Genomic DNA, 19,410 nt, shown 5'->3' with positions numbered 1-19,410 from the left:
CCGCCCCCTGATCACCATTGGTTCGGGCCCGACCGTATCTATAGCCCGGCGTCCCTGGCCAGCAGGGCCGCCTGGACCCGGTTCTCGCACTCCAGCTTCGCCAGGATCCGGCTCACGTACGTCTTCACCGTCGCCTCGCTCATGTGCAGCCGCCGGCCCGCGTCGGCGTTCGACAGCCCTTCGCCCAGCAGTGCCAGCACCCCGCGCTCGCGCTCGCTCAGCCCGGCCACCTTGCGCCGCGCCTCCTCGGTGCGGCCCGCGGACTGCCCGGACGCCAGCTGGTCCACCACGTGCCGGGTCGCCGCCGGGGACAGGTAGGCGTCTCCGGCCGCTGCCGCACGTACCGCGCCGATCAGCTCGCCCGGTGCCGAGTCCTTCAGCAGGAACCCGGCGCCGCCCCCGCTCAGCGCGCGCAGCACGTTCTCCTTCTCCCCGAAGGTGGTCAGGATCAGCGCCCGCACCTCCGGCGCCGAGCGCCCCAGTTCGGCGAGGGCCGTCAGCCCGTCCATCACGGGCATCTGGATGTCGAGCAGCATCACGTCCGGCGCGTGCGCGCGGGCGAGTTCGACGGCCTCCCGGCCGTTCGCCGCTTCCGCGACCACCTCGATGTCGGCCGCCGAGGTCAGGATCATCCTGATCCCGGCCCGGATCAGCGGCTCGTCGTCGGCGATCACCACGCGGATCACCCTGGCCGTCACCCCTGTCACCCGTGCTCCTACGACTTGGTCCGGTAGGCCTGCTTCTCGACGAGCTTGCCGTCCTTGAAGCAGAACCGGAAAACGCTGGTGGTGGCCAGCTCGGTGTCCTCGGCCTCCACCAGGGCCAGACACGTGGCTCCTTCCGGACGGGGCGGTCCCTTCCGGTCCAGCCCCGGAGTCAGGACGCTGTCCCCGCTGGGCAACCGCGAACGCACCGCGCTCTCCGGATCACCCACGCGGATGGAGTCGTACTCGGACCGGCTGATCGTCGCATCGCTCACCGAGCCCACGAACAGCGCCACCGCGGCCCCGATCACGATCAGCAGGACCACCAGGGCCGCGACCGCGATCCCGCAGCCCAGCGCGGCGCCTCCGAACCGGCTGCGTCCGCGCAACAGTTCACGGTCGACGGCCGCCCAGTCCATCGGCGCCCCGCCACGGACCAGCATGTGCGCCCGCAGCTGCTGCCCGAAGTCGTCGGCCACCTCGCCGGTCCCGCCCGGCTCAGTTCCGGTCTCCTGGGCCCCGGCCGGCTCGGTCCCGTACGGGAGCACCCCGGCGACCCGGAAGCCGCCGCCCTCCACGGCTCCCGCGTAGACCATCCCGCCGACCAGCCGGGCCCGCTCGCGCAGCCCCGTCAGTCCCTGGCCGCCGGAGACCACCTCGCCGGGACCCGGAGCGGCCGCCGGGCCGTTGGCGATCTCCACCACCAGCGAGTCGTCCTCGTAGCGCAGTTCCACCGTGATGGCAGCGCCCGGAGCATGCTTGTAGGCATTGGTCAGGGCCTCCTGCGCGATCCGGTACGCCGCGTGGTCGCACGCCGCGACCAGCGGCCTCGGCGCTCCCGCCGTGGTGAGCCGTACGTCGGTCCCCGTGCTCCGGGCCGCCTCCACGATCCCGGAGATGCCCGCCACCCCGCGCGCGGCCGGCTGCGCCTCCTCCACGGGCGCCGGCGCCTCCACCCCGTCGCGCAGGATGCCGACGACCTCGCGCAGCTCGTGCATGGCGGCGACCGAGGCCTGCCGCAGCACTCCCACCGCCTCGCGCTGCCGGTCCGTCAGGACCGGATCGACCTCCAGGGCGCCGGTGTGCACCGAGATCAGCGCGAGCTGGTGGCCGAGGCTGTCGTGCATGTCCTGGGCGATGCGCTGGCGTTCGCGCAGCCGGGCCTGCCCGGCGATCATCGCCCGCTCGCGCATCAGCTGGGCGTTGCGCTCCTGGAGGGCGCGCAGCAGCGTACGGCGCTGGGACCAGTAGCGGCTGGCCAGACCGGGCATGACCACCATGGCCAGGAACATCAACGTGCTGAAGACGACGATCAGGACGGGCCGGCCCTGCGTCCAGTCCTTGACCACGCTGAGCGCGACGGCCGCGACGAAGGCCCCGGTGAAGGCGGCGAGCGCCCGCCCGACCCCCACGATGCGCCGCCCGGCCGACCAGCCGAGCGGGATCGCCACCAGGAAGGCCCCGGGCAGGAACACGCCCACCGCCGAGCCGATCACCAGCGTGACCACCGGGAGCCGCCGCCGCACCAGGGTCAGCACCACCACGGCCGCCATGCCGGCCAGCATCCGGGCGGCGGACCCGTTGTCGAGTTCCTCGACACCGAGACCGAGCAGCACCAGCACCCCGGCGAGCGCCAGGTCCCCGGCCAGCATCCGCCGGGTCCAGGGCTCGGGCCCCTTGAGCCAGTCCCATCCCGCACGCGTTCCCGCCATCGCATCCACGCGCCGACCCTAGACAGCACCCCCCGCCCCGCACCGTCCTCTTTCGTCGCGCCCCGCCCGACGAAAGTCTCCCGGCGCATCAACCCGCGCCTCCCCCGGACACGACTCCCCCGAGACGACCGCCACATCCGCGGCCCCGGGTACGACAAAGAACCCCCGCTCCGGATTTCTCCGGAGCGGGGGTTCTTTTCAAAGTGGGCGAGGGGGGATTTGAACCCCCACGTCCCGAAGGACACTGGCACCTGAAGCCAGCGCGTCTGCCGTTCCGCCACTCGCCCGAGTAGCTACCAGCGGTTCTTCCCTTGCGGGCCGTTCCCCTGGCGACATCGGAACATTAGCACGTCGGACGGGGTGGTTTCACATCGCTTTCTGTGCTCCCCCGACCCCTCCCGACGGCGGCCCCTCCCGCTCTCGGCTCCGGGTGCGGGACACTGTCCCTGGGGCGCCCCTACGATCGCTTGTGAGGACCAACACTCCTCCCCTCGCGGCTGATGGGGAACCACCAGAATCCGCTGTGCGTGGATACGATCAGTAAGCAGTACAGGGCGACAACGACGGAGGAGGTGCCCCATGGGAGTCCTGAAGCGGTTCGAGCAGCGACTCGAAGGTCTGGTGAACGGCACCTTCGCCAAGGTGTTCAAGTCCGAGGTCCAGCCGGTGGAGATCGCGGGCGCACTCCAGCGGGAGTGCGACAACAACGCCACCATCTGGAACCGGGAACGGACCGTAGTCCCCAACGACTTCATCGTGGAGCTCAGCGCCGGCGACTACGAGCGCCTGAGCCCCTACTCGGGTCAGCTCGGCGACGAGCTCGCGGGCCTGGTCCGCGACTACGCCAAGCAGCAGCGCTACAGCTTCATGGGCCCGATCAAGGTGCACCTGGAGAAGGCGGACGACCTGGACACCGGGCTCTACCGGGTCCGCAGTCGCACGCTCGCCTCCAGCACCTCCCAGGCCCCGGGCCAGGGACAGGGGGGCCAGCAGGCTTCCCCGGCCCAGCCCGGTGGCTACGGCTACCCGCCGGTCTCCGCGCCGCCCATGCCCGCCGGACCGCCCCCGGGCGGACCCGGCGCGCGCAGGCCGGCTCCCGGCGGACCGGCCCCCGTACCGCCCGCGTCCCCCGGCGGCGCCGTCCGGCGCCACTGGATCGAGATCAACGGCACCCGCCACCAGATCTCGCGCCCGACGCTCGTACTCGGCCGAAGCACCGAAGCCGACGTGCGGATCGACGACCCCGGCGTATCGCGCCGGCACTGTGAGATCCGGACCGGAACGCCCTCGACGATCCAGGATCTAGGGTCCACCAACGGCATCGTGGTGGACGGGCAGCACACCACCCGCGCTACGCTCCGCGACGGTTCGCGGATCGTCGTGGGCAGTACCACCATCATTTATCGGCAAGCCGAAGGGTGAAGCGGGGGCAATGTCAGAGCTGACCCTGACGGTCATGCGGTTGGGTTTCCTGGCCGTTTTGTGGCTGTTCGTCATCGTGGCCGTCCAGGTCATCCGCAGCGATCTCTTCGGAACGAGAGTGACGCAGCGCGGTTCCCGCCGCGGCTCGGGCGCCACCGGCGCCCCGCAGCAGCAGGGCCGCCAGGCGGCCGCGGCGCCACCGCAGCAGCGCCAGCGCCGCGGAGCGCCCACCAAGCTCGTCGTGTCCGAAGGCACCCTCACGGGTACCACGGTGGCCCTCGCCGGCCAGACGATCACCCTGGGACGCGCCCACGACTCCACGATCGTGCTGGACGACGACTACGCCTCCAGCAGGCATGCCAGGATCTACCCCGACCGTGACGGCCAGTGGATCGTCGAGGATCTCGGGTCCACCAACGGCACGTATCTCGACCGGACCCGGCTGACCACCCCGACGCCCATTCCGCCGGGCGCCCCGATCCGCATCGGCAAGACCGTCATCGAGCTGCGGAAGTAGTACGAGAATGAGCGAGCGGAGCGAGCGAGCCGCAGCAGTCCGTCCCACCGGGGATCCGGACCCGAGCGCGCTCCCGACCGGAGGGTGGGCAGTGTGGCTCGAGACCGGTTGTACCCCGAGGCGTCGACAGGGCAGGTGCGCATGAGTCTGTCCCTGCGGTTCGCCGCCGGATCGCACAAGGGCATGATCCGGGAGGGGAACGAGGACTCCGGCTACGCCGGTCCACGCCTCCTCGCGATCGCCGACGGCATGGGCGGCCAGGCCGCCGGTGAAGTCGCCAGCTCCGAGGTGATCTCCACGCTCGTGCAGCTCGACGACGACGTCCCGGGCTCCGACATCCTCACCGCTCTCAGCACCTCCGTGCAGCGGGCCAACGACCAGCTGCGCGCCATGGTCGAGGAGGACCCCCAGCTCGAAGGCATGGGCACCACGCTCACCGCCCTCCTGTGGACGGGCCAGCGCCTCGGCCTGGTCCACGTCGGGGACTCCCGCGCCTACCTGCTGCGCGACGGCATCCTCACGCAGATCACCCAGGACCACACCTGGGTCCAGCGCCTCGTCGACGAGGGGCGGATCACCGAAGAGGAAGCCACCACCCATCCGCAGCGCTCCCTGCTGATGCGGGCCCTCGGCAGCGGCGACATCGTCGAACCCGACCTCTCCATCCGCGAGGTCCGGGTCGGCGACCGCTACCTCATCTGTTCCGACGGGCTCTCCGGCGTCGTCTCCCACCAGACCCTGGAAGAGACCCTCGCCGACTACCACGGTCCCCGCGAGACCGTGCAGGCGCTCATCCAGCTCGCACTGCGCGGCGGCGGCCCCGACAACATCACCTGCATCGTGGCCGACGTCCTCGACACCGACAGCGGCGACACCCTGGCCGCGCAGGTCAACGACACCCCGGTCGTCGTCGGCGCGGTCGCCGAGAACCAGCACAACCAGCTCTTCGACGGCAACGCCATGCAGACGCCGGCCGGCCGCGCCTCCGGGCTCGGCCGCCAGGCTTCCCCGCCCGCCGGCGCCTTCGGCCCCCCCGGCAGCGGCGAGGCCCCCGGCTACGGCGGCTACGGTGCCCAGGGACAGGGCTCCGGAGCCGGCGGCGGGTACGGCAGCTTCGGCGAAGCCGAGCCGTACGACGGCGACACCGGCTACGAGGACACGTACGACCACCCCCGCAGGCGTCGCGGCAAGGGCCGCAAGTGGACCACGCGCACGCTGACGCTGCTCGTCGTCCTCGGCGTCCTCGGCGGCGGCCTGTACGCGGGCTACCGCTGGACGCAGACCCAGTACTACATCGGCATCAAGGGCGACCACGTCGCGCTCTTCCGCGGAATCAGCCAGAAGCTCGGGCCCCTGGAGCTCTCCAAGGTGGAGACCGACCGCCCCGACATCGAACTGAAGTACCTGCCGACCTTCAAGCGCAAGCTCGTCGAGGCCACCATCAGCGAGACCAGCCTCGACGGCGCCCGCACGAAGATCGATGAGCTCGGCATCCAGTCCTCCGCGTGCAAGAAGGACGAGGCGCGCCGCGCCGCCGAGGCGCAGAACAACCAAACACCCGGCCCCGTCCTGACTGCCGATGAGCAGCAGGTCGTGAGCCAGTGCGAGAAGCAGTAGACATACGCGGGCACAGGGGGCCCGCCACACCATGAGCGTTGTCACCAACACGGCCACCATCGGCGCCATCGAGCTGCCGAGCCGGCGGAACACCGAGCTCCTGCTGCTCGCCTTCGCCGTGGTCATCCCGATCTTCGCCTACGCCAACGCGGGCCTGTCGATCCACGGGAAGCTGCCTCCGGGCATGCTCACCTACGGGCTCGGCCTCGGCGTTCTCGCGGGCATCGCCCACCTCGTCGTACGCCGCTACGCCAAGTACGCCGACCCGCTGCTGCTGCCGATCGCCACGCTGCTCAACGGGCTCGGCCTGGTGCTGATCTGGCGTCTCGACCAGTCGACGCGACTGCAGAACACGGCCAAGCGGATCTACGGGGCGTTCTCCGAGTCCGCGCCCCGGCAGCTGATGTACACCGCGCTGGCGATCGCCCTGTTCGCCGGGGTGCTGGTGGTCCTCAAGGACCACCGCGTCCTGCAGCGGTTCACCTACATCTCGATGGCGGCCTCGCTCGTCCTGCTGATCCTGCCGGTCGTCCCGGGCCTGGGCGCCGACGTGTTCGGCGCCAAGATCTGGATCAGCGTCGGCGGGTTCTCCATCCAGCCCGGTGAGTTCGCGAAGATCGTCATCGCCGTCTTCTTCGCCGGCTACCTCATGGTCAAGCGCGACGCCCTGGCCCTGGCCAGCCGCCGCTTCATGGGCCTCTACCTGCCGCGCGGCCGCGACCTCGGCCCGATCCTGATGATCTGGGCGATGAGCCTGCTCGTCCTCGTCTTCGAGAACGACCTCGGCACCTCGCTCCTCTTCTTCGGCATGTTCGTGATCATGCTGTACGTGGCCACCGAGCGCACCAGCTGGATCGTGATCGGCCTGCTCATGAGCGTGGGCGGAGCCGCCGTGGTCGGCGCCACCGCAAGCCACGTCAAGGTCCGCGTCACCGCCTGGCTCGACCCCTTCGCCTGCTACCAGAAGTCGGGCGCCTGCGAGCAGGTCGGCCAGTCGATCATGAGCTTCGGCTCCGGCGGGGTCCTCGGCACCGGCTGGGGACAGGGCAACTCCGACCTCATCGGATTCGCCGCCAACTCCGACTTCATCTTCTCCACCGTCGGCGAAGAGCTCGGGCTCGCCGGGGTCATGGCCTTCCTCCTGCTCTACGGCCTGATCATCGAGCGGGGCGTGCGCACCGCCCTCGCCGCCCGCGACCCCTTCGGCAAGCTCTTCGCGATCGGTCTCTCCGGCGCCTTCGCCCTCCAGGTCTTCGTCGTCGCCGGCGGGGTCATGGGCCTCATCCCGCTCACCGGCATGACCATGCCGTTCCTCGCGTCCGGCGGCTCGTCCGTCCTCGCGAACTGGATCCTCATCGCCATCCTCATCCGGATCAGCGACACCGCACGCCGACCTGCCCCGGCTCCGGCACCGTCCCCCGACTCCGAGATGACCCAGGTGGTCCGCCCGTCATGAACAAGCCCCTGCGCCGCATCTCGATCTTCTGCGGGCTGCTCATCCTGGCGCTGCTCGTCCGGACCAACTGGCTCCAGTACGTCGAGGCGGCCGACCTGAGCACCCGCAAGGAGAACCGCCGGGTCCAGATCGCCCAGTACGCCACCGAGCGCGGCAACATCATCGTCGAGGGCAACCCGATCACCGGCTCGGCCACCACCGACGGCAGCGATTACAAGTACAAGCGCACCTACGTCGACGGCCCCCTCTGGTCCCCGGTGACCGGCTACGCCTCGCAGGCCTTCGGCTCCACGCAGCTCGAATCCCTCGAGGACCAGATCCTCACCGGCAACGACGACCGGCTCTTCTTCGACCGCACCATCGGCATGTTCACCGGCGAGAAGAAGGCCGGCGGCAACGTCGTCACCACCCTCAACGCCGCCGCGCAGAAGGCCGCGTTCGAGAAGCTCGGCGAGAAGAAGGGTGCCGTCGCGGCGATCGACCCGCGCACCGGCGCGATCCTCGCCCTGGTCAGCACCCCCTCGTACGACCCCTCCGCCTTCGCCGGCAACTCGAAGAACGACGAGAAGGCCTGGGTCGAGCTCAAGGACAGCGAGGACAAGAAGCTGGTCAACCGCGCCCTGCGCGAGACCTATCCGCCCGGCTCCACCTTCAAGGTGGTCACCGCCGCCGCGGCGCTCGAGAACAACGTCGTCAGCGACATCGACGCGCCGACCGACACCCCCGAGCCCTACCTGCTGCCGGACACCAAGACCCCGATGGTCAACCACGCCAACGGGTGCGAGAAGGCCAGCCTCAACGAGGCCCTGCGCGTCTCCTGCAACTCCGTCTTCGCCAACATGGGCGCCAAGGTGGGGCGGGACAACATGGTGAAGACCGCGGAGAAGTTCGGCTTCAACAACGACAAGATCGACACCCCGGTCCGCGCGTTCGCCAGCGTCTACGACAAGACGATGGACAAGCCCGGCAACGCGCTGAGCTCGATCGGCCAGTTCAACACCGCGGCCACCCCGCTCCAGATGGCGATGGTCACCGCCGCGATCGCCAACGACGGCAAGCTGATGAAGCCGTACATGGTCGACCAGCTGACCGCTCCCAACCTCGATGTGATCGAGAAGCACGAGCCGCAGGAAATGAGCCGTCCGCTCTCCGCGGCCAACGCGCAGAAGATCCAGAAGATGATGGTCAACGTCGTCGAGAACGGCACCGGCACCACCGCCAGGATCAAGGGCACCGTCGTCGGCGGCAAGACCGGTACCGCCCAGCACGGCGAGGGAAACAAGAAGCGCCCCTACGCCTGGTTCATCTCCTACGCCGAGAACCCCGACGGCAGCTCGCCGATCGCCGTGGCCGTCGTCATCGAGGACAGCAGCGCCGACCGCGAGGACATCAGCGGCAGCGGCCTCGCGGCCCCCGTCGCGAAGGCCGTCATGGAAGCCGTCCTGAAGAGCAACAAGGGGTGACGGAGGGGACGGAGCACCACGTGAGAGGCGCAAGGGGCATACAGGTGTGATCCGGATCACCGAACGCGCTCGGATCGGAGCGTACGGTACCGGTCCGGTATCAGCCTGTTGTCACGAACCGATCACCGACGATCGGCCGGTAGCCTTTGCGCGAACAGCACACCGCCGGACCACACACGGGTGCGGTCGGGACTGACGGAGAGGGCTGCAACGTTATGGAAGAGCCGCGTCGCCTCGGCGGCCGGTACGAGCTGAGCCACGTGCTCGGCCGTGGTGGCATGGCCGAGGTCTACCTCGCCCACGACACCCGGCTCGGCCGTACCGTCGCCGTCAAGACCCTGCGCGCCGACCTCGCCCGCGACCCGTCCTTTCAGGCCCGGTTCCGTCGCGAGGCCCAGTCGGCCGCATCGCTCAACCACCCGGCGATCGTCGCGGTGTACGACACCGGCGAGGACTACGTCGACAACATCTCCATCCCGTACATCGTGATGGAGTACGTCGACGGCTCGACCCTGCGCGAGCTCCTGCACTCCGGCCGCAAGCTGCTGCCCGAGCGGACGCTGGAGATGTGCATCGGCATCCTCCAGGCGCTGGAGTACTCGCACCGCGCCGGCATCGTGCACCGTGACATCAAGCCCGCCAACGTCATGCTCACCCGCACCGGCCAGGTCAAGGTCATGGACTTCGGCATCGCCCGTGCCATGGGCGACTCCGGCATGACCATGACGCAGACCGCCGCCGTCATCGGCACCGCCCAGTACCTCTCCCCGGAGCAGGCCAGGGGCGAGCAGGTCGACGCGCGCTCCGACCTCTACTCGGCCGGCTGCCTGCTGTACGAGCTGCTCGCCGTCCGGCCGCCGTTCATCGGAGACTCCCCGGTCGCGGTGGCCTACCAGCACGTACGGGAAGAGCCCCAGCCCCCGTCGAACTTCGACCCCGAGATCACGCCCGAGATGGACGCGATCGTGTTGAAGGCACTGGTCAAGGACGCCGACTACCGGTACCAGTCCGCCGACGAGATGCGCGCCGACATCGAGGCCTGCCTCGACGGCCAGCCCGTCGCCGCCACCGCCGCCATGGGCGCGGCCGGCTACGGCTACCCCGACCAGGGCCACGGGTACGGACACCAGGGCTACGACCAGCCCACCACGGCCCTGCGGACCGCCGACTCGGGCCAGACGTCCATGCTCCCCCCGATGCCCCCGGGCGACGGCGGGTACGGGTACGGGGACCAGGGCCACGGCGGCTACGACCAGGGCGGCCATGGCCGGCGTCCGCAGAAGAAGAGCAAGGCCTCCACGATCCTGCTGGTGACCGCCGGCATCCTCGTACTGGTCGGCGCGATCCTCATCGGCCGCTCCCTCTTCAGCGGCGGCGCCGACAACCGTCCCGCGGTGCCCAAGCTCATCGGTGAAACCTTCGAGCAGGCTCAGAAGAACGCCGACAACGTCGGCCTCGGCGTCCAGAAGGACGGCGAGATGCCCTGCGACACGCAGCCCAAGGGCAACGTGTGCGAGCAGAACCCCGCCGAGGGCACCAAGGTCGACAAGAAGTTCGTCGTCAAGGTGAAGATCTCCTCGGGGGCGCCCAAGGTCGCCGTTCCGAACGTCATGAACCTGGCGGTCGCCGACGCGGAGAAGGCGCTCACGGAAAAGGGCTTCACGGTCGAGAAGAAGCCCGTCGAGTCCGACCGGGCCCCCGGCACCGTCCTGGACCAGAACCCGAAGAGCGGCGAGGCCGAAAAGGGCTCGGTCGTCTCGCTCCAGGTGGCCAAGGAGATCTCCAAGGCGACCGTCCCGGACCTGGCGGGCAAGAACAAGGCCGACGCCGCCAAGGCCCTGACGGCGGTCAAGCTGAAGCTCGGCAGCGTCACGGAGGCCGACGCCCCCGCGGGCACCCCGGCGGGGACGGTGTTCCAGCAGGACCACCCCGCGGGCGACCAGGCCGACATCGGCACCACGGTCAACGTGACCATCGCCAAGGCCGTCCAGCAGATCCAGGTCCCGAACCTGTTCGGCAAGACGCTCCAGCAGGCCCAGCAGATCCTGGCCTCCAAGGGCCTGGTCCTCGGCTCGGTCACCGGTCCGGCGGACGACAAGGCGAAGGTCCTGAGCTCGGACCCGGCGGTCGGCTCCGCGGCCACGGCGGGCCAGGTGATCAACGTGACCACCGTGGCCGGCGGCGGCGGGAACGGCGGGAACAACGGCGGCAACGGCGGCGGCTTCTTCGGAGGCCTCGGCGGACGCTGAGCCACGGCGCGAACCGCGTGAAAAGGGTCCGGCCCCTCTCCTTCGAGAGGGGCCGGACCCTTTTTCCGTGCGCGCTGTGACGGTCGGACGGTCAGCGGAGCTCCGCCGGGAGGGTGCGCTTGCCGTCGACCTTCTCGGTGCGCACCAGCTCCCCCCAGACGATGTACCGGTACTTCGAGGTGTACACCGGGGTGCAGGTGGTCAGCGTGATGTACCGGCCCGGCGCGGTCCTGCCCGATTCCTTCGGGACCGGGCTGATCGCGTCCACGTTGTACTTCGTCGTCTGGGTCAGCTCGGCGAAGACCTTGTAGACATACCAGGTGTCGCGCGTCTCGAAGACGATCGCGTCGCCGTTCTTCAGCTTGTCGATGTTGTGGAACTTGGCCCCGTGCCCGTCGCGGTGCGCCGCCAGCGCGAAGTTCCCCGCCGGGTCCGAGGGCAGCGCCGATTTGACCGGCTCCGTGTAGTACCCGGCGACCCCGTCGTTCAGGACGTCCGAGTCGGTGCCCTGCTTGACCAGCACCTCGCCGTTCTTCATCGCCGGCACGTGCAGGAAGCCGAGGCCGCCCTGGGTGTCCAGGGCCCCCGGCGCGGCGGGCGTCGAGGGAGCCGTCGACGGCCTGTTCCACTGCTCGCGCACCGCGTCGCCGCGCGCGGAGGCGTCCCGGTCCGCGAGGACGTTCGTCCACCACAGCGAGTACGCCACGAACAGGCCGAGCACCAGGCCCATCGTGATCAGGAGCTCGCCCAGCAGACTCAGGAACCCCGCGAGGACACTGCGGCTGGGGGGCGGTGCGGCACGTGACACTGCGGATCCTCTACGGGCTGGTCAGTTCGGGCGGAGCACCCTGACTGCGGGGGCGTTCACCGGTCATCCTGCCCCATACGATCATCCGGTAGGTGCTGGTGAACTCCGGCGTGCAGGTCGTCAGCGTGATGTACCGGCCCGGGGAAGTGAACCCCGATCCCACCGGCACCGGCTGGATCACGGAGACGTTCGCCGGGGAGGTCTGCGCGAGCTGCGAGGTCATCTCGTACGTGTAGTACGCGTCCCTCGTCTCGACCACGACCTTGTCCCCCGGCACCAGCCGGTTGATGAAGCGGAACGGTTCGCCGTGCGTGTTGCGGTGGCCCGCCAGCGCGAAGTTCCCCTGGGGATCGGCCGGCATCCCCGTCTTCACGGTCTTCTCGCCGCCGTCGTAGTGGCCGACCAGCCCTTTGTCGAGCACCTTCGTCTTGTTCGTCCCCTCGGCGATCGGGACCTTCACGTCGAGCTTGGGGATGTACAGGATCGCGAAGCCCTGACCCGGCTCGAACGCCGTCACCGGCGGGGCGGCCTCGCCGCCCGGGCCCCGGTCCCAGTTCTGCGTCAGCGAACCGGCGGCGTCCTTGGCCGTCCGGTCCGCCAGGAAGTTCGTGTACCAGAGCTGGTAGCCGACGAAGAGCAGCATCACCACGCCGAGCGTGATGAACAGTTCCCCGGCGAGGCGGCTGAGGACCACCACCGGGCCTCCCGAGGCGGGCCGTCTGCGCCGCCGCCCCCGGCCCCGCGCGCGCGTGCGCTTCGCGGCCTCCGACGCGGCCCTGCGCCGCGCGGCCCGGCCCTCCGAGGGCGCGGACGGCGCGACCGTGGTCACGCGAGGGCCTTGCCCACCACCGGGGCCAGCCCCACCGAGCGCTCCACCGCGCCCGCGTCACCGCAGCGCACCAGCCAGTTCGCGAGCATCCGGTGGCCCCACTCGGTCAGCACCGACTCGGGGTGGAACTGCACGCCCTCGACATCGTGCTCCCGGTGGCGCAGGCCCATGATGATCCCGTCCTCGGTGCGCGCCGTGACCTCCAAGGTGTCCGGGAGGGTCTGCGGCTCGGCGGCCAGGGAGTGGTAGCGGGTCGCGGTGAACGGCGAGGGCAGCCCCTCGAAGACTCCGAGGCCCTCGTGGAGGACCTGGGAGGTCTTGCCGTGCAGCAGCTCCGGGGCGCGTCCCACGACGCCTCCGTAGGCCACGGCCATCGACTGCATGCCGAGGCAGACGCCGAAGACCGGTACGCCGGTGTCCGCGCAGTGGCGGACCATGTCCACGCAGACGCCCGCCTCTTCCGGGGTGCCCGGTCCGGGGGACAGCAGGACGCCGTCGAAGCCGTCCTGGGCGTGGGCGAGCTCGACCTCGTCGTTGCGCAGGACCTCGCACTCGGCACCGAGCTGGTAGAGGTACTGGACCAGGTTGAAGACAAAGCTGTCGTAATTGTCGACAACCAGAATGCGCGCGCTCACGGAGTGGCTCCCGATCCCTCGTCCACCGTCACATCGTTGAACGGGAGCAGCGGCTCCGCCCACGGGAAGACGTACTGGAACAGCACGAACACCACCGCGAGTACCAGCACGAGTGAGATCACCAGGCGTACCCACGCGTTACCCGGCAGATGCCGCCAGATCCAGCCGTACATGCCGTCTGTGTCCTTTTCGTCCACGCCCGTTCAACGCACCGCGGGGGCGGTACGTCCACAGCCTAAAGCCACCCGGCCGGAGCGGAGGGTCACCTCGGCAAACCCTCGGGCCTGCCCTGCGCGAGGGTCCGCGTCTGGGTCAGCTCCGCCCAGACCACCAGACGGTGGCTGTGGCCCCATTCCGGGTCGCAGGTGGTCAGGGTCAGGTACCGGCCGGGACCGCCGAAGGGCGAGCGGGCCGGCACCGGGTCGATCACGCCGACCTCCGTCGGAAGCGTCCGCAGCGGCTCGGCGCGGACCGTGTACGTGTACCAGCCGGTCGCGTCCTTGAGGACGACGAGGTCGCCGGGGCGCAGCTCGGGAACGTCCTTGAAGGGGTCCCCGTAGGTGCGGCGGTGACCGGCCACCGCGAAGTTCCCGATGCCTCCGAGCCGGGCCGTGCCCGCGTAGTGGCCCAGGCCCTTCTTCAGCAGGTCCGTGCCCGTGCCCTCCAGGACCGGCTTGTTCCAGTCCGGGCCGAAGCGCGGGACGTACATCTCGGCGAAGGGCTGGTCCGGCGCGTAGGGCGCGGGCTCCGCGGGCGCCGGGGCCGGGGCGGAGGCCGAGGACCGCGGGGCGGGCGCGGGGGCGGCCACGGGAGCCGCCGCCCAGCGGTCGTGCATGCGGGCCATCTCGCCGTCCATGGCCTGGTCGGCCTTGACCCCGGTCCACAGCAGTACGTAGGCCACGAAGAGCACGATGAGCGAGCCCGCGGTCAGGCACACCTCGCTGAACGTCCGTACCAGCAGGCGCGGCACGTCGACGTTGCGGTCACGGCGTGGCGGACTCCAGCGGCTTCGCATAGTGGAGGTCCACTGTGCCGGAGTAACCCGGCAGTGTCAGCGTCTTGTGCTCGTCCACTTTCCAGCCGAGCCCGTACGCGTTCACGTAGAGCTGGTAGTTCTGCAGCGCCGGGGAGGCCGCCAGGGCCTTCTTCAGCGCGGCCGGGTCGCCGACGGCCGTCATCTTGTACGGGGGCGAGTAGACCCGGCCCTGGAGGATCAGGGTGTTGCCCACGCAGCGCACGGCGCTGGTGGAGATGAGCCGCTGGTCCATGACCTGGATGCCCTGGGCGCCGCCCTGCCAGAGGGCGTTCACGACGGCCTGGAGGTCCTGCTGGTGGATCACCAGGTCGTTGGGCTGCGGCTCGGGGACGTTGGGGATGCGGGCCGTGGCGTTGGGCGGCGCGTCGTTCAGGGTGACGGTCACGGCCTTGCCGGTGAGGTCCTCGGTGCCCGAGGCGGCGCGCAGGGCGGACAGCTTGGCGTCCTCGGCCTTGGTGCTGCCGTCGTCGCGCTCGGCGAGGGCGTCGACCTGGCCGCGCACCGTCGCGGTGCTCTTTTCCAGCTCCAGATTGTTCTGGCTGCGCTCGTGGATCAGGTCCGACAGCTTCAGGAGCGAGGCATCCGTCCGGATGTTCGTACCCTTGGAGGTGTTGAAGCTGGTGACGAAGATCAAGCCGGCCAGGGCGAAAACGGCGGCCGTGAGCAGCCGGACCGGTCTGGCACGGCGACGGGGACCCGCGGAGGAGTCGTCGGAATTGCTCAACGTACCCTTCTCCTTCAACGCCACAGGTCCACTACGCTAACGGACGCCCGGGGCAGGCAAGGTCCCCAGCGCATCGACAGGAGAGCCCCTCGTGCCGAAGTCACGTATCCGCAAGAAGGACGACTACACCCCGCCGCCCACGCGGACGCCACAGGCGATCAAGCTGACGAACCGCAACTGGGTCGCCCCGGTCATGCTGGCCTTCTTCATCGTCGGCCTGGTGTGGATTGTCGTCTTCTATCTGTCCGACACCCAGCTGCCGATCGAAGCCCTGGGCAATTGGAACATTGTGGTCGGTTTCGGCTTCATTGCAGCAGGATTCGGCGTCTCCACGCAGTGGAAGTAGCCCTCCGATAGTCACGCGGTAGTACCGGCTCCGCAAGCTCTCCCCATGAGTTATCCACAGCGTCATCCACACCTGAGGAAAAGACAGAAGATCTGTGGATAACTCTGTGGAGAGTTGACGCCGGTGTGATCAGGTGAGTGCGGAAAGTTCAGCCGTCCGGACCGCAATCACGGCTGCGGCCAGCAGGAACACCGCCACACAGGTGCCCCACTGGACGAGTTTGCGATTCCGGGCGCCGTTACCCGCTCCGGGCCACAACAGGCCCAGCGCGAGCAGCGCACCGGTCACCAGGCCGCCGATGTGGGCCTGCCAGGACACGTTCAGCCCTGGTGCGAAGGTCAGCACCAGCATGAAGACCGCCATGGTGATCAGCGGGCGCATTTCGTAACGCATCCGACGGGCCAGCACCACGGTGGCGCCGAGCAGTCCGAAGATGGCGCCGGAGGCTCCGAGGGTCGCAACGTTTCCCGGGGTCAGGAGATAGACCAGGGCGCTGCCGCCCAGGGCCGACAGCAGGTACACGGCGAGGTAGCGGACCCGGCCCAGCGCCTGCTCCAGCGGGGCGCCGATGAACCACAGGCCGAGCATGTTGCCGAGAATGTGCCACGCCGCGACGTGCAGGAACGCCGAGGTCATGAGGCGGTAGTACTCGCCGGTGAAGACGCCCTCCAGGGGCCCGCCCTCCAGCTCCTGGTAGCGGCCCAGGAGCTCCAGCTTGATCGCCAGCTCGGGGAAGATCTGGGCCGCGATGAACACCGCGACGTTGATCCCGATCAGGATCTTCGTCACCAGATGCGGATCCGCGGCCACCACCCCGCCCGCGATGGTGCGCGGGGCGTTGGCGGCGGGCCCGTGGCCCGTTCCCGAGCCCTCACGGACGCACTGGGGGCACTGGAAGCCGACCGAGGCATTGATCATGCACTCGGGGCAGATCGGCCGCTCACAGCGCGTGCAGCGGATCCCGGTCTCGCGGTCCGGGTGTCGGTAGCAGCCCGGAAGACGGTCGGTGTCCATCGGTCCCCTCGGTCGGCGGCGGGGCGGCGGCGGAGCGGCTCGTCCGCCGCGCCCGTCCGGTACACATCGAGGACGGACGGGCGGTGGCGAAAGGTTCCCGTACGGCGGCCGGGCCCGCCGGCCCCGCGAGGAGGCGGGGCAAGCGGTCAGCAGTCCGGGGTCAGCGGTCCGCGGGCCGCGGTCCGCGCTTCTCGACGACCACCGACTGGATGATCACGTCGTCGACGGGCCGCTCGGTGCGCGGGTTGGTCGCCAGGGCGGCGATCGCGTCCACGATCTTCTGGCTGGCCTTGTCCGTGACCTCGCCGAAGATGGTGTGCTTGCGCGTCAGCCAGGCAGTGGGGGCGACGGTGATGAAGAACTGCGAGCCGTTGGTACCCGGGCCGGCGTTGGCCATGGCGAGCAGGTAGGGCTTGGTGAAGGCCAGGTCGGGGTGGAACTCGTCGGCGAACTGGTAGCCGGGGCCGCCGGTGCCGTTTCCGAGCGGGTCGCCGCCCTGGATCATGAAACCGCTGATGATCCGGTGGAAGACGGTGCCGTCGTAGAGCGGGTCCGTGGTCTTCTGCCCGTCCGTGGGACGCGTCCATTCGCGGGCGCCCGTGGCGAGCTCCACGAAGTTGCGCACGGTCTTCGGAGCGAAGTTCTCCAGCAGCTCGATCTCGATGTCGCCGTGGTTGGTCTTCAGGGTGGCGTAGAGCTTCTCGGCCACGGATCTGCCTTCCATAGTCATCACTGTCGGTTCCAGATCCTCGCACGGAGGGCCACGCCGGGCAGAAATCGTCCACCCATATGCCCTGTCGCGCATGCCGGTCGGCGATATGAGAGGCATGATCCGACAAAGGGTGGAAAGGTGAACTGTGTCCGCCACCGAGGAGGAGGATCCCGTGACCCGCAAGGAAAGCGTGCACCTGGCAGCGACAAGTGCCAGGGATACGGTGCGGCACGCAGCGGAAGTGGTGGCGCCGTACGCGGAATCCGCCAGGCACACCGCGGTGCAATACGCCCAAGAGGCGAATGAACGGCTCGCGCCGAAGGTTTCGTATGCGGCGGGCGAGGCCGCCAAACAGGCCCGTTCGACGTACGAGTCCCATGTCCATCCCCGGATCCTGTCCGCGCGGGCCCATGTGCCGCCGCATGTGGACCGGGCCGCGGTCAATGCCGTGAAGCAGACCCGCATTGCGGCCCGGCAAGCGGTGGACTACACCCAGCCGCGCCTGGAGAGCGCCCTCGCGGCGGCCCAGCCGGTGGCCGAGGAGGCCGCCTCGCGGTCCACGGCGGCGCTGGCGGCGCTGCGCGGCCAAGTATCGGCCAAGGAGGTGCAGGGGCTCGTACGGCGCCACGAGCGGCGGGCGCGCTGCGGCCGGCTGTTCAAGGGCCTCGCGGTGGTCGGCGTACTGGCGGGCGGCGCCTTCGCCGCGTGGAAGTGGTGGGACCAGCAGTCGAACCCGGACTGGCTCGTCGAGCCGCCTGCGGCCACCGAGCTGTCGGCGCGCGACGAGGAGTCCCCGGCCTCCTTCGACGACGTGCTGGCGGCGAAGGAGCGCGAGGCGGAGGGCGGGAGCGCGGCCCTCGACGACGACGGCGTCCAGGCCGAGGCCGAGGCCATCGAGGCCCGCATCGACGCGGAGGACGCGAAGCGCAAGCACCGCTGACGCCCGCGCGGCCGGTCGCGGCAAGCCGAGAACGCGACTCACGCACAGGGGCCCGGATCCTGAAGAGGATCCGGGCCCCTGCGTTGTGGGCCGTGCGCGGCCCCTCGCCCCGCTAGTGGGGAAGGGTGAGGACCATGCCCGGGTGGATCATGTCGGGGTTGGACCCGATGACCCCCCTGTTCATCGCGTAGAGCTCGCGCCAGCGCCCCTCGTTGCCGAGCTCGCGGCGGGCGATCGCCGAAAGCGAGTCACCGGCGCGGACCGTGTACTTGCGCTGCGGCTTGGGCGCCATGGGCGCCGCGGGCACCGCCTTGTGCGCGGCCGAGGCCATGGTCGGCGTGTGCGACGCGGGAGGCGCGACGGGCGGCGCCGCGGGAGGCGCGGGCGCGGGCTTCGGCGCCGCGGCCGCCATGCGCTCGGCGGCCTCCTTGGTGGCCGCCGCCGCGTCGGTGTACCTGGTTCCCGCGTCGGGCATCGCGGCCGGCGCCGCCGGAGCGTCCGCGGCCTGCTGTTGCACCTGCTCCGCGGCCTTCTCGGCCGCTTGTTCCTTCTTCTTGTCCGACCTCAGGAAGTCGAAGAGTCCCATGTGTGTACGCCTCCGGCATGGTGTTGCCCCCCTGGGCTGAGTGCCTTTCCCCACTCTCTGCCAGAAGGCGCCGGACGGCCCTGTGACTGGGCCATTCGGGGGACAAGGCGGCTACTGCCGGGCGCGCCGCGCCGGCCGCGGGCTTTCCGACGGGGTTTCCAGGTCGCCCTGGGCCAGCAGCCTCAGACCGCGCAGCAGGGCCGTGCGCTCGGTGTCCGCCAGGGAGGCGAGGGCATCGGCGTGCACCCGGTCGACGATGCGGCTGCTCTGCTCGGCGACGGCCGCGCCCTTCTCGGTGACGAAGATGACCCGGGCCCGGCGGTCCTTGACGGACGGCCGCCGCTCGGCCAGCCCGGCCTGCTCCAGGGCGTCCACGGTGACGACCATCGTCGTCTTGTCCATGTCGCCGATCTCGGCGAGCTGGATCTGGGTCCGCTCCTCCGTCAGCGCATGCACGAGGACGCAGTGCATGCGTGCGGTGAGCCCGATCTCGGCGAGGGCAGCCGCCATCCGGGTGCGCAGGACATGGCTGGTGTGGTCCAGAAGGAAGGAGAGATCCGGCTCGGTCTGGGTGGGTGCCATGGCAGTCATGTCACCACCCTAGCAATTCGATCCGAAGAAAATAGTCTGCAACGAAACT

Annotated in this window: 19 protein-coding genes, 1 tRNA gene and 1 pseudogene; 8 read left to right on the top strand and 13 right to left on the bottom strand. The window is 70.0% G+C overall.

All coding sequences use genetic code 11. The features are described from left to right. Positions 1 to 38: 38 nt before the first annotated feature. The 3 genes from AC3IYJ_RS20270 to AC3IYJ_RS20260 form a co-directional block, all read right to left on the bottom strand. Entirely contained in the window at positions 39 to 698 is a 660-nt protein-coding gene (locus tag AC3IYJ_RS20270; protein WP_330300976.1) for a response regulator transcription factor, read from the bottom strand. Positions 699 to 715: 17 nt separating this feature from the next. Beyond that, positions 716 to 2,416: a sensor histidine kinase gene (locus AC3IYJ_RS20265; RefSeq protein ID WP_489402870.1), complete on the bottom strand. Its 1,701-nt coding sequence runs from the start codon at positions 2,414 to 2,416 to the stop codon at positions 716 to 718. 204 nt (positions 2,417 to 2,620) lie between these two features. Next, positions 2,621 to 2,703: transfer RNA gene (locus tag AC3IYJ_RS20260), tRNA-Leu, on the bottom strand. Between the two features lie 292 nt (positions 2,704 to 2,995). Between AC3IYJ_RS20260 and AC3IYJ_RS20255 the strand changes: the two genes are divergently transcribed. The 6 genes from AC3IYJ_RS20255 (at position 2,996) to pknB (ending at position 11,140) form a co-directional block, all read left to right on the top strand. Further along, on the top strand, positions 2,996 to 3,838 hold the full coding sequence (locus AC3IYJ_RS20255; RefSeq protein ID WP_489396192.1) for an FHA domain-containing protein: 843 nt from the start codon (positions 2,996 to 2,998) through the stop codon (positions 3,836 to 3,838). A gap of 10 nt (positions 3,839 to 3,848) precedes the next feature. After that, entirely contained in the window at positions 3,849 to 4,355 is a 507-nt protein-coding gene (locus AC3IYJ_RS20250) for an FHA domain-containing protein FhaB/FipA (protein WP_489396191.1), read from the top strand. A 141-nt stretch (positions 4,356 to 4,496) separates the two neighbouring features. Beyond that, positions 4,497 to 5,972, top strand: coding sequence for a PP2C family protein-serine/threonine phosphatase (locus AC3IYJ_RS20245; protein ID WP_489396190.1), 1,476 nt, complete (start codon positions 4,497 to 4,499; stop codon positions 5,970 to 5,972). A 31-nt stretch (positions 5,973 to 6,003) separates the two neighbouring features. Next, positions 6,004 to 7,428, top strand: coding sequence for an FtsW/RodA/SpoVE family cell cycle protein (locus tag AC3IYJ_RS20240; protein WP_489396189.1), 1,425 nt, complete (start codon positions 6,004 to 6,006; stop codon positions 7,426 to 7,428). Continuing rightward, entirely contained in the window at positions 7,425 to 8,891 is a 1,467-nt protein-coding gene (locus AC3IYJ_RS20235) for a peptidoglycan D,D-transpeptidase FtsI family protein (protein ID WP_489396188.1), read from the top strand. Before AC3IYJ_RS20240 ends, AC3IYJ_RS20235 begins: the two co-directional genes overlap by 4 nt. 215 nt (positions 8,892 to 9,106) lie before the next feature. Beyond that, positions 9,107 to 11,140: a Stk1 family PASTA domain-containing Ser/Thr kinase gene (pknB, locus tag AC3IYJ_RS20230; RefSeq protein WP_489396187.1), complete on the top strand. Its 2,034-nt coding sequence runs from the start codon at positions 9,107 to 9,109 to the stop codon at positions 11,138 to 11,140. 91 nt (positions 11,141 to 11,231) lie between these two features. Here the strand turns inward: pknB and AC3IYJ_RS20225 are convergent, their stop codons facing one another. From AC3IYJ_RS20225 to AC3IYJ_RS20200, 6 genes and pseudogenes are all read right to left on the bottom strand, one after another. Then, positions 11,232 to 11,948 (bottom strand): class E sortase, encoded by a 717-nt coding sequence (locus AC3IYJ_RS20225; protein WP_489396186.1) that lies wholly within the window; start codon positions 11,946 to 11,948, stop codon positions 11,232 to 11,234. Positions 11,949 to 11,958: 10 nt separating this feature from the next. Next, positions 11,959 to 12,792 (bottom strand): annotated as a pseudogene (locus tag AC3IYJ_RS20220) (class E sortase); the annotation flags it as partial. Beyond that, positions 12,774 to 13,412: an aminodeoxychorismate/anthranilate synthase component II gene (locus tag AC3IYJ_RS20215; RefSeq protein WP_489396185.1), complete on the bottom strand. Its 639-nt coding sequence runs from the start codon at positions 13,410 to 13,412 to the stop codon at positions 12,774 to 12,776. The gene AC3IYJ_RS20215 and the pseudogene AC3IYJ_RS20220, both read right to left, overlap by 19 nt. Then, positions 13,409 to 13,585 carry a hypothetical protein gene (locus AC3IYJ_RS20210; protein WP_489396184.1) on the bottom strand — a complete coding sequence of 59 codons (177 nt, stop codon included), beginning with the start codon at positions 13,583 to 13,585 and terminating at the stop codon, positions 13,409 to 13,411. Before AC3IYJ_RS20210 ends, AC3IYJ_RS20215 begins: the two co-directional genes overlap by 4 nt. A gap of 89 nt (positions 13,586 to 13,674) precedes the next feature. Continuing rightward, a complete protein-coding gene (locus AC3IYJ_RS20205) occupies positions 13,675 to 14,427 on the bottom strand; it encodes a class E sortase (RefSeq protein WP_489396183.1) in 753 nt (250 codons plus the stop codon). Further along, positions 14,396 to 15,172 carry a DUF881 domain-containing protein gene (locus tag AC3IYJ_RS20200; RefSeq protein WP_489396182.1) on the bottom strand — a complete coding sequence of 259 codons (777 nt, stop codon included), beginning with the start codon at positions 15,170 to 15,172 and terminating at the stop codon, positions 14,396 to 14,398. The genes AC3IYJ_RS20205 and AC3IYJ_RS20200 overlap by 32 nt, the downstream gene beginning before the upstream one ends. Before the next feature lie 91 nt (positions 15,173 to 15,263). Between AC3IYJ_RS20200 and crgA the strand changes: the two genes are divergently transcribed. Next, positions 15,264 to 15,518, top strand: a complete 255-nt coding sequence (gene crgA, locus AC3IYJ_RS20195; RefSeq protein WP_489396181.1) for a cell division protein CrgA — start codon at positions 15,264 to 15,266, stop codon at positions 15,516 to 15,518. Positions 15,519 to 15,647: 129 nt separating this feature from the next. Here the strand turns inward: crgA and AC3IYJ_RS20190 are convergent, their stop codons facing one another. Together AC3IYJ_RS20190 and AC3IYJ_RS20185 are read right to left on the bottom strand one after the other, a co-directional pair. Continuing rightward, on the bottom strand, positions 15,648 to 16,532 hold the full coding sequence (locus tag AC3IYJ_RS20190) for a rhomboid family intramembrane serine protease (protein WP_489396180.1): 885 nt from the start codon (positions 16,530 to 16,532) through the stop codon (positions 15,648 to 15,650). Between the two features lie 160 nt (positions 16,533 to 16,692). Beyond that, on the bottom strand, positions 16,693 to 17,241 hold the full coding sequence (locus AC3IYJ_RS20185; protein ID WP_489402869.1) for a peptidylprolyl isomerase: 549 nt from the start codon (positions 17,239 to 17,241) through the stop codon (positions 16,693 to 16,695). A gap of 175 nt (positions 17,242 to 17,416) precedes the next feature. Here AC3IYJ_RS20185 and AC3IYJ_RS20180 point away from each other — a divergent pair, with 175 nt between their 5' ends. Then, positions 17,417 to 18,184 (top strand): DUF5324 family protein, encoded by a 768-nt coding sequence (locus tag AC3IYJ_RS20180; RefSeq protein WP_489396179.1) that lies wholly within the window; start codon positions 17,417 to 17,419, stop codon positions 18,182 to 18,184. A 112-nt stretch (positions 18,185 to 18,296) separates the two neighbouring features. Here the strand turns inward: AC3IYJ_RS20180 and AC3IYJ_RS20175 are convergent, their stop codons facing one another. Together AC3IYJ_RS20175 and AC3IYJ_RS20170 are read right to left on the bottom strand one after the other, a co-directional pair. Then, the gene (locus AC3IYJ_RS20175; RefSeq protein ID WP_489396178.1) at positions 18,297 to 18,770 is read right to left on the bottom strand and encodes a LysM peptidoglycan-binding domain-containing protein; all 474 of its coding nucleotides are present in this window, start codon (positions 18,768 to 18,770) and stop codon (positions 18,297 to 18,299) included. A gap of 111 nt (positions 18,771 to 18,881) precedes the next feature. Further along, a complete protein-coding gene (locus tag AC3IYJ_RS20170; protein WP_489396177.1) occupies positions 18,882 to 19,361 on the bottom strand; it encodes a MarR family winged helix-turn-helix transcriptional regulator in 480 nt (159 codons plus the stop codon). Positions 19,362 to 19,410: the final 49 nt, after the last annotated feature.

Source organism: Streptomyces sp. GL_140 (genome assembly GCF_057834465.1).
Note: the sequence above shows the minus strand (reverse complement) of the source record. Positions and strands in the feature narration are given on the sequence as shown.

Excerpts from the sequence above, each read along its gene's own strand:
- AC3IYJ_RS20265 (WP_489402870.1), bottom strand. The coding sequence starts at position 2,416 with ATGGCGGGAACGCGTGCGGGATGGGACTGGCTCAAGGGGCCCGAGCCC.
- AC3IYJ_RS20235 (WP_489396188.1), top strand. The coding sequence starts at position 7,425 with ATGAACAAGCCCCTGCGCCGCATCTCGATCTTCTGCGGGCTGCTCATC.
- AC3IYJ_RS20170 (WP_489396177.1), bottom strand. The coding sequence starts at position 19,361 with ATGACTGCCATGGCACCCACCCAGACCGAGCCGGATCTCTCCTTCCTT.
- AC3IYJ_RS20190 (WP_489396180.1), bottom strand. The coding sequence starts at position 16,532 with ATGGACACCGACCGTCTTCCGGGCTGCTACCGACACCCGGACCGCGAG.
- AC3IYJ_RS20175 (WP_489396178.1), bottom strand. The coding sequence starts at position 18,770 with ATGGGACTCTTCGACTTCCTGAGGTCGGACAAGAAGAAGGAACAAGCG.
- AC3IYJ_RS20210 (WP_489396184.1), bottom strand. The coding sequence starts at position 13,585 with ATGTACGGCTGGATCTGGCGGCATCTGCCGGGTAACGCGTGGGTACGC.
- pknB (WP_489396187.1), top strand. The coding sequence starts at position 9,107 with ATGGAAGAGCCGCGTCGCCTCGGCGGCCGGTACGAGCTGAGCCACGTG.
- AC3IYJ_RS20240 (WP_489396189.1), top strand. The coding sequence starts at position 6,004 with ATGAGCGTTGTCACCAACACGGCCACCATCGGCGCCATCGAGCTGCCG.
- AC3IYJ_RS20255 (WP_489396192.1), top strand. The coding sequence starts at position 2,996 with ATGGGAGTCCTGAAGCGGTTCGAGCAGCGACTCGAAGGTCTGGTGAAC.
- AC3IYJ_RS20205 (WP_489396183.1), bottom strand. The coding sequence starts at position 14,427 with ATGCGAAGCCGCTGGAGTCCGCCACGCCGTGACCGCAACGTCGACGTG.
- AC3IYJ_RS20250 (WP_489396191.1), top strand. The coding sequence starts at position 3,849 with ATGTCAGAGCTGACCCTGACGGTCATGCGGTTGGGTTTCCTGGCCGTT.
- AC3IYJ_RS20245 (WP_489396190.1), top strand. The coding sequence starts at position 4,497 with ATGAGTCTGTCCCTGCGGTTCGCCGCCGGATCGCACAAGGGCATGATC.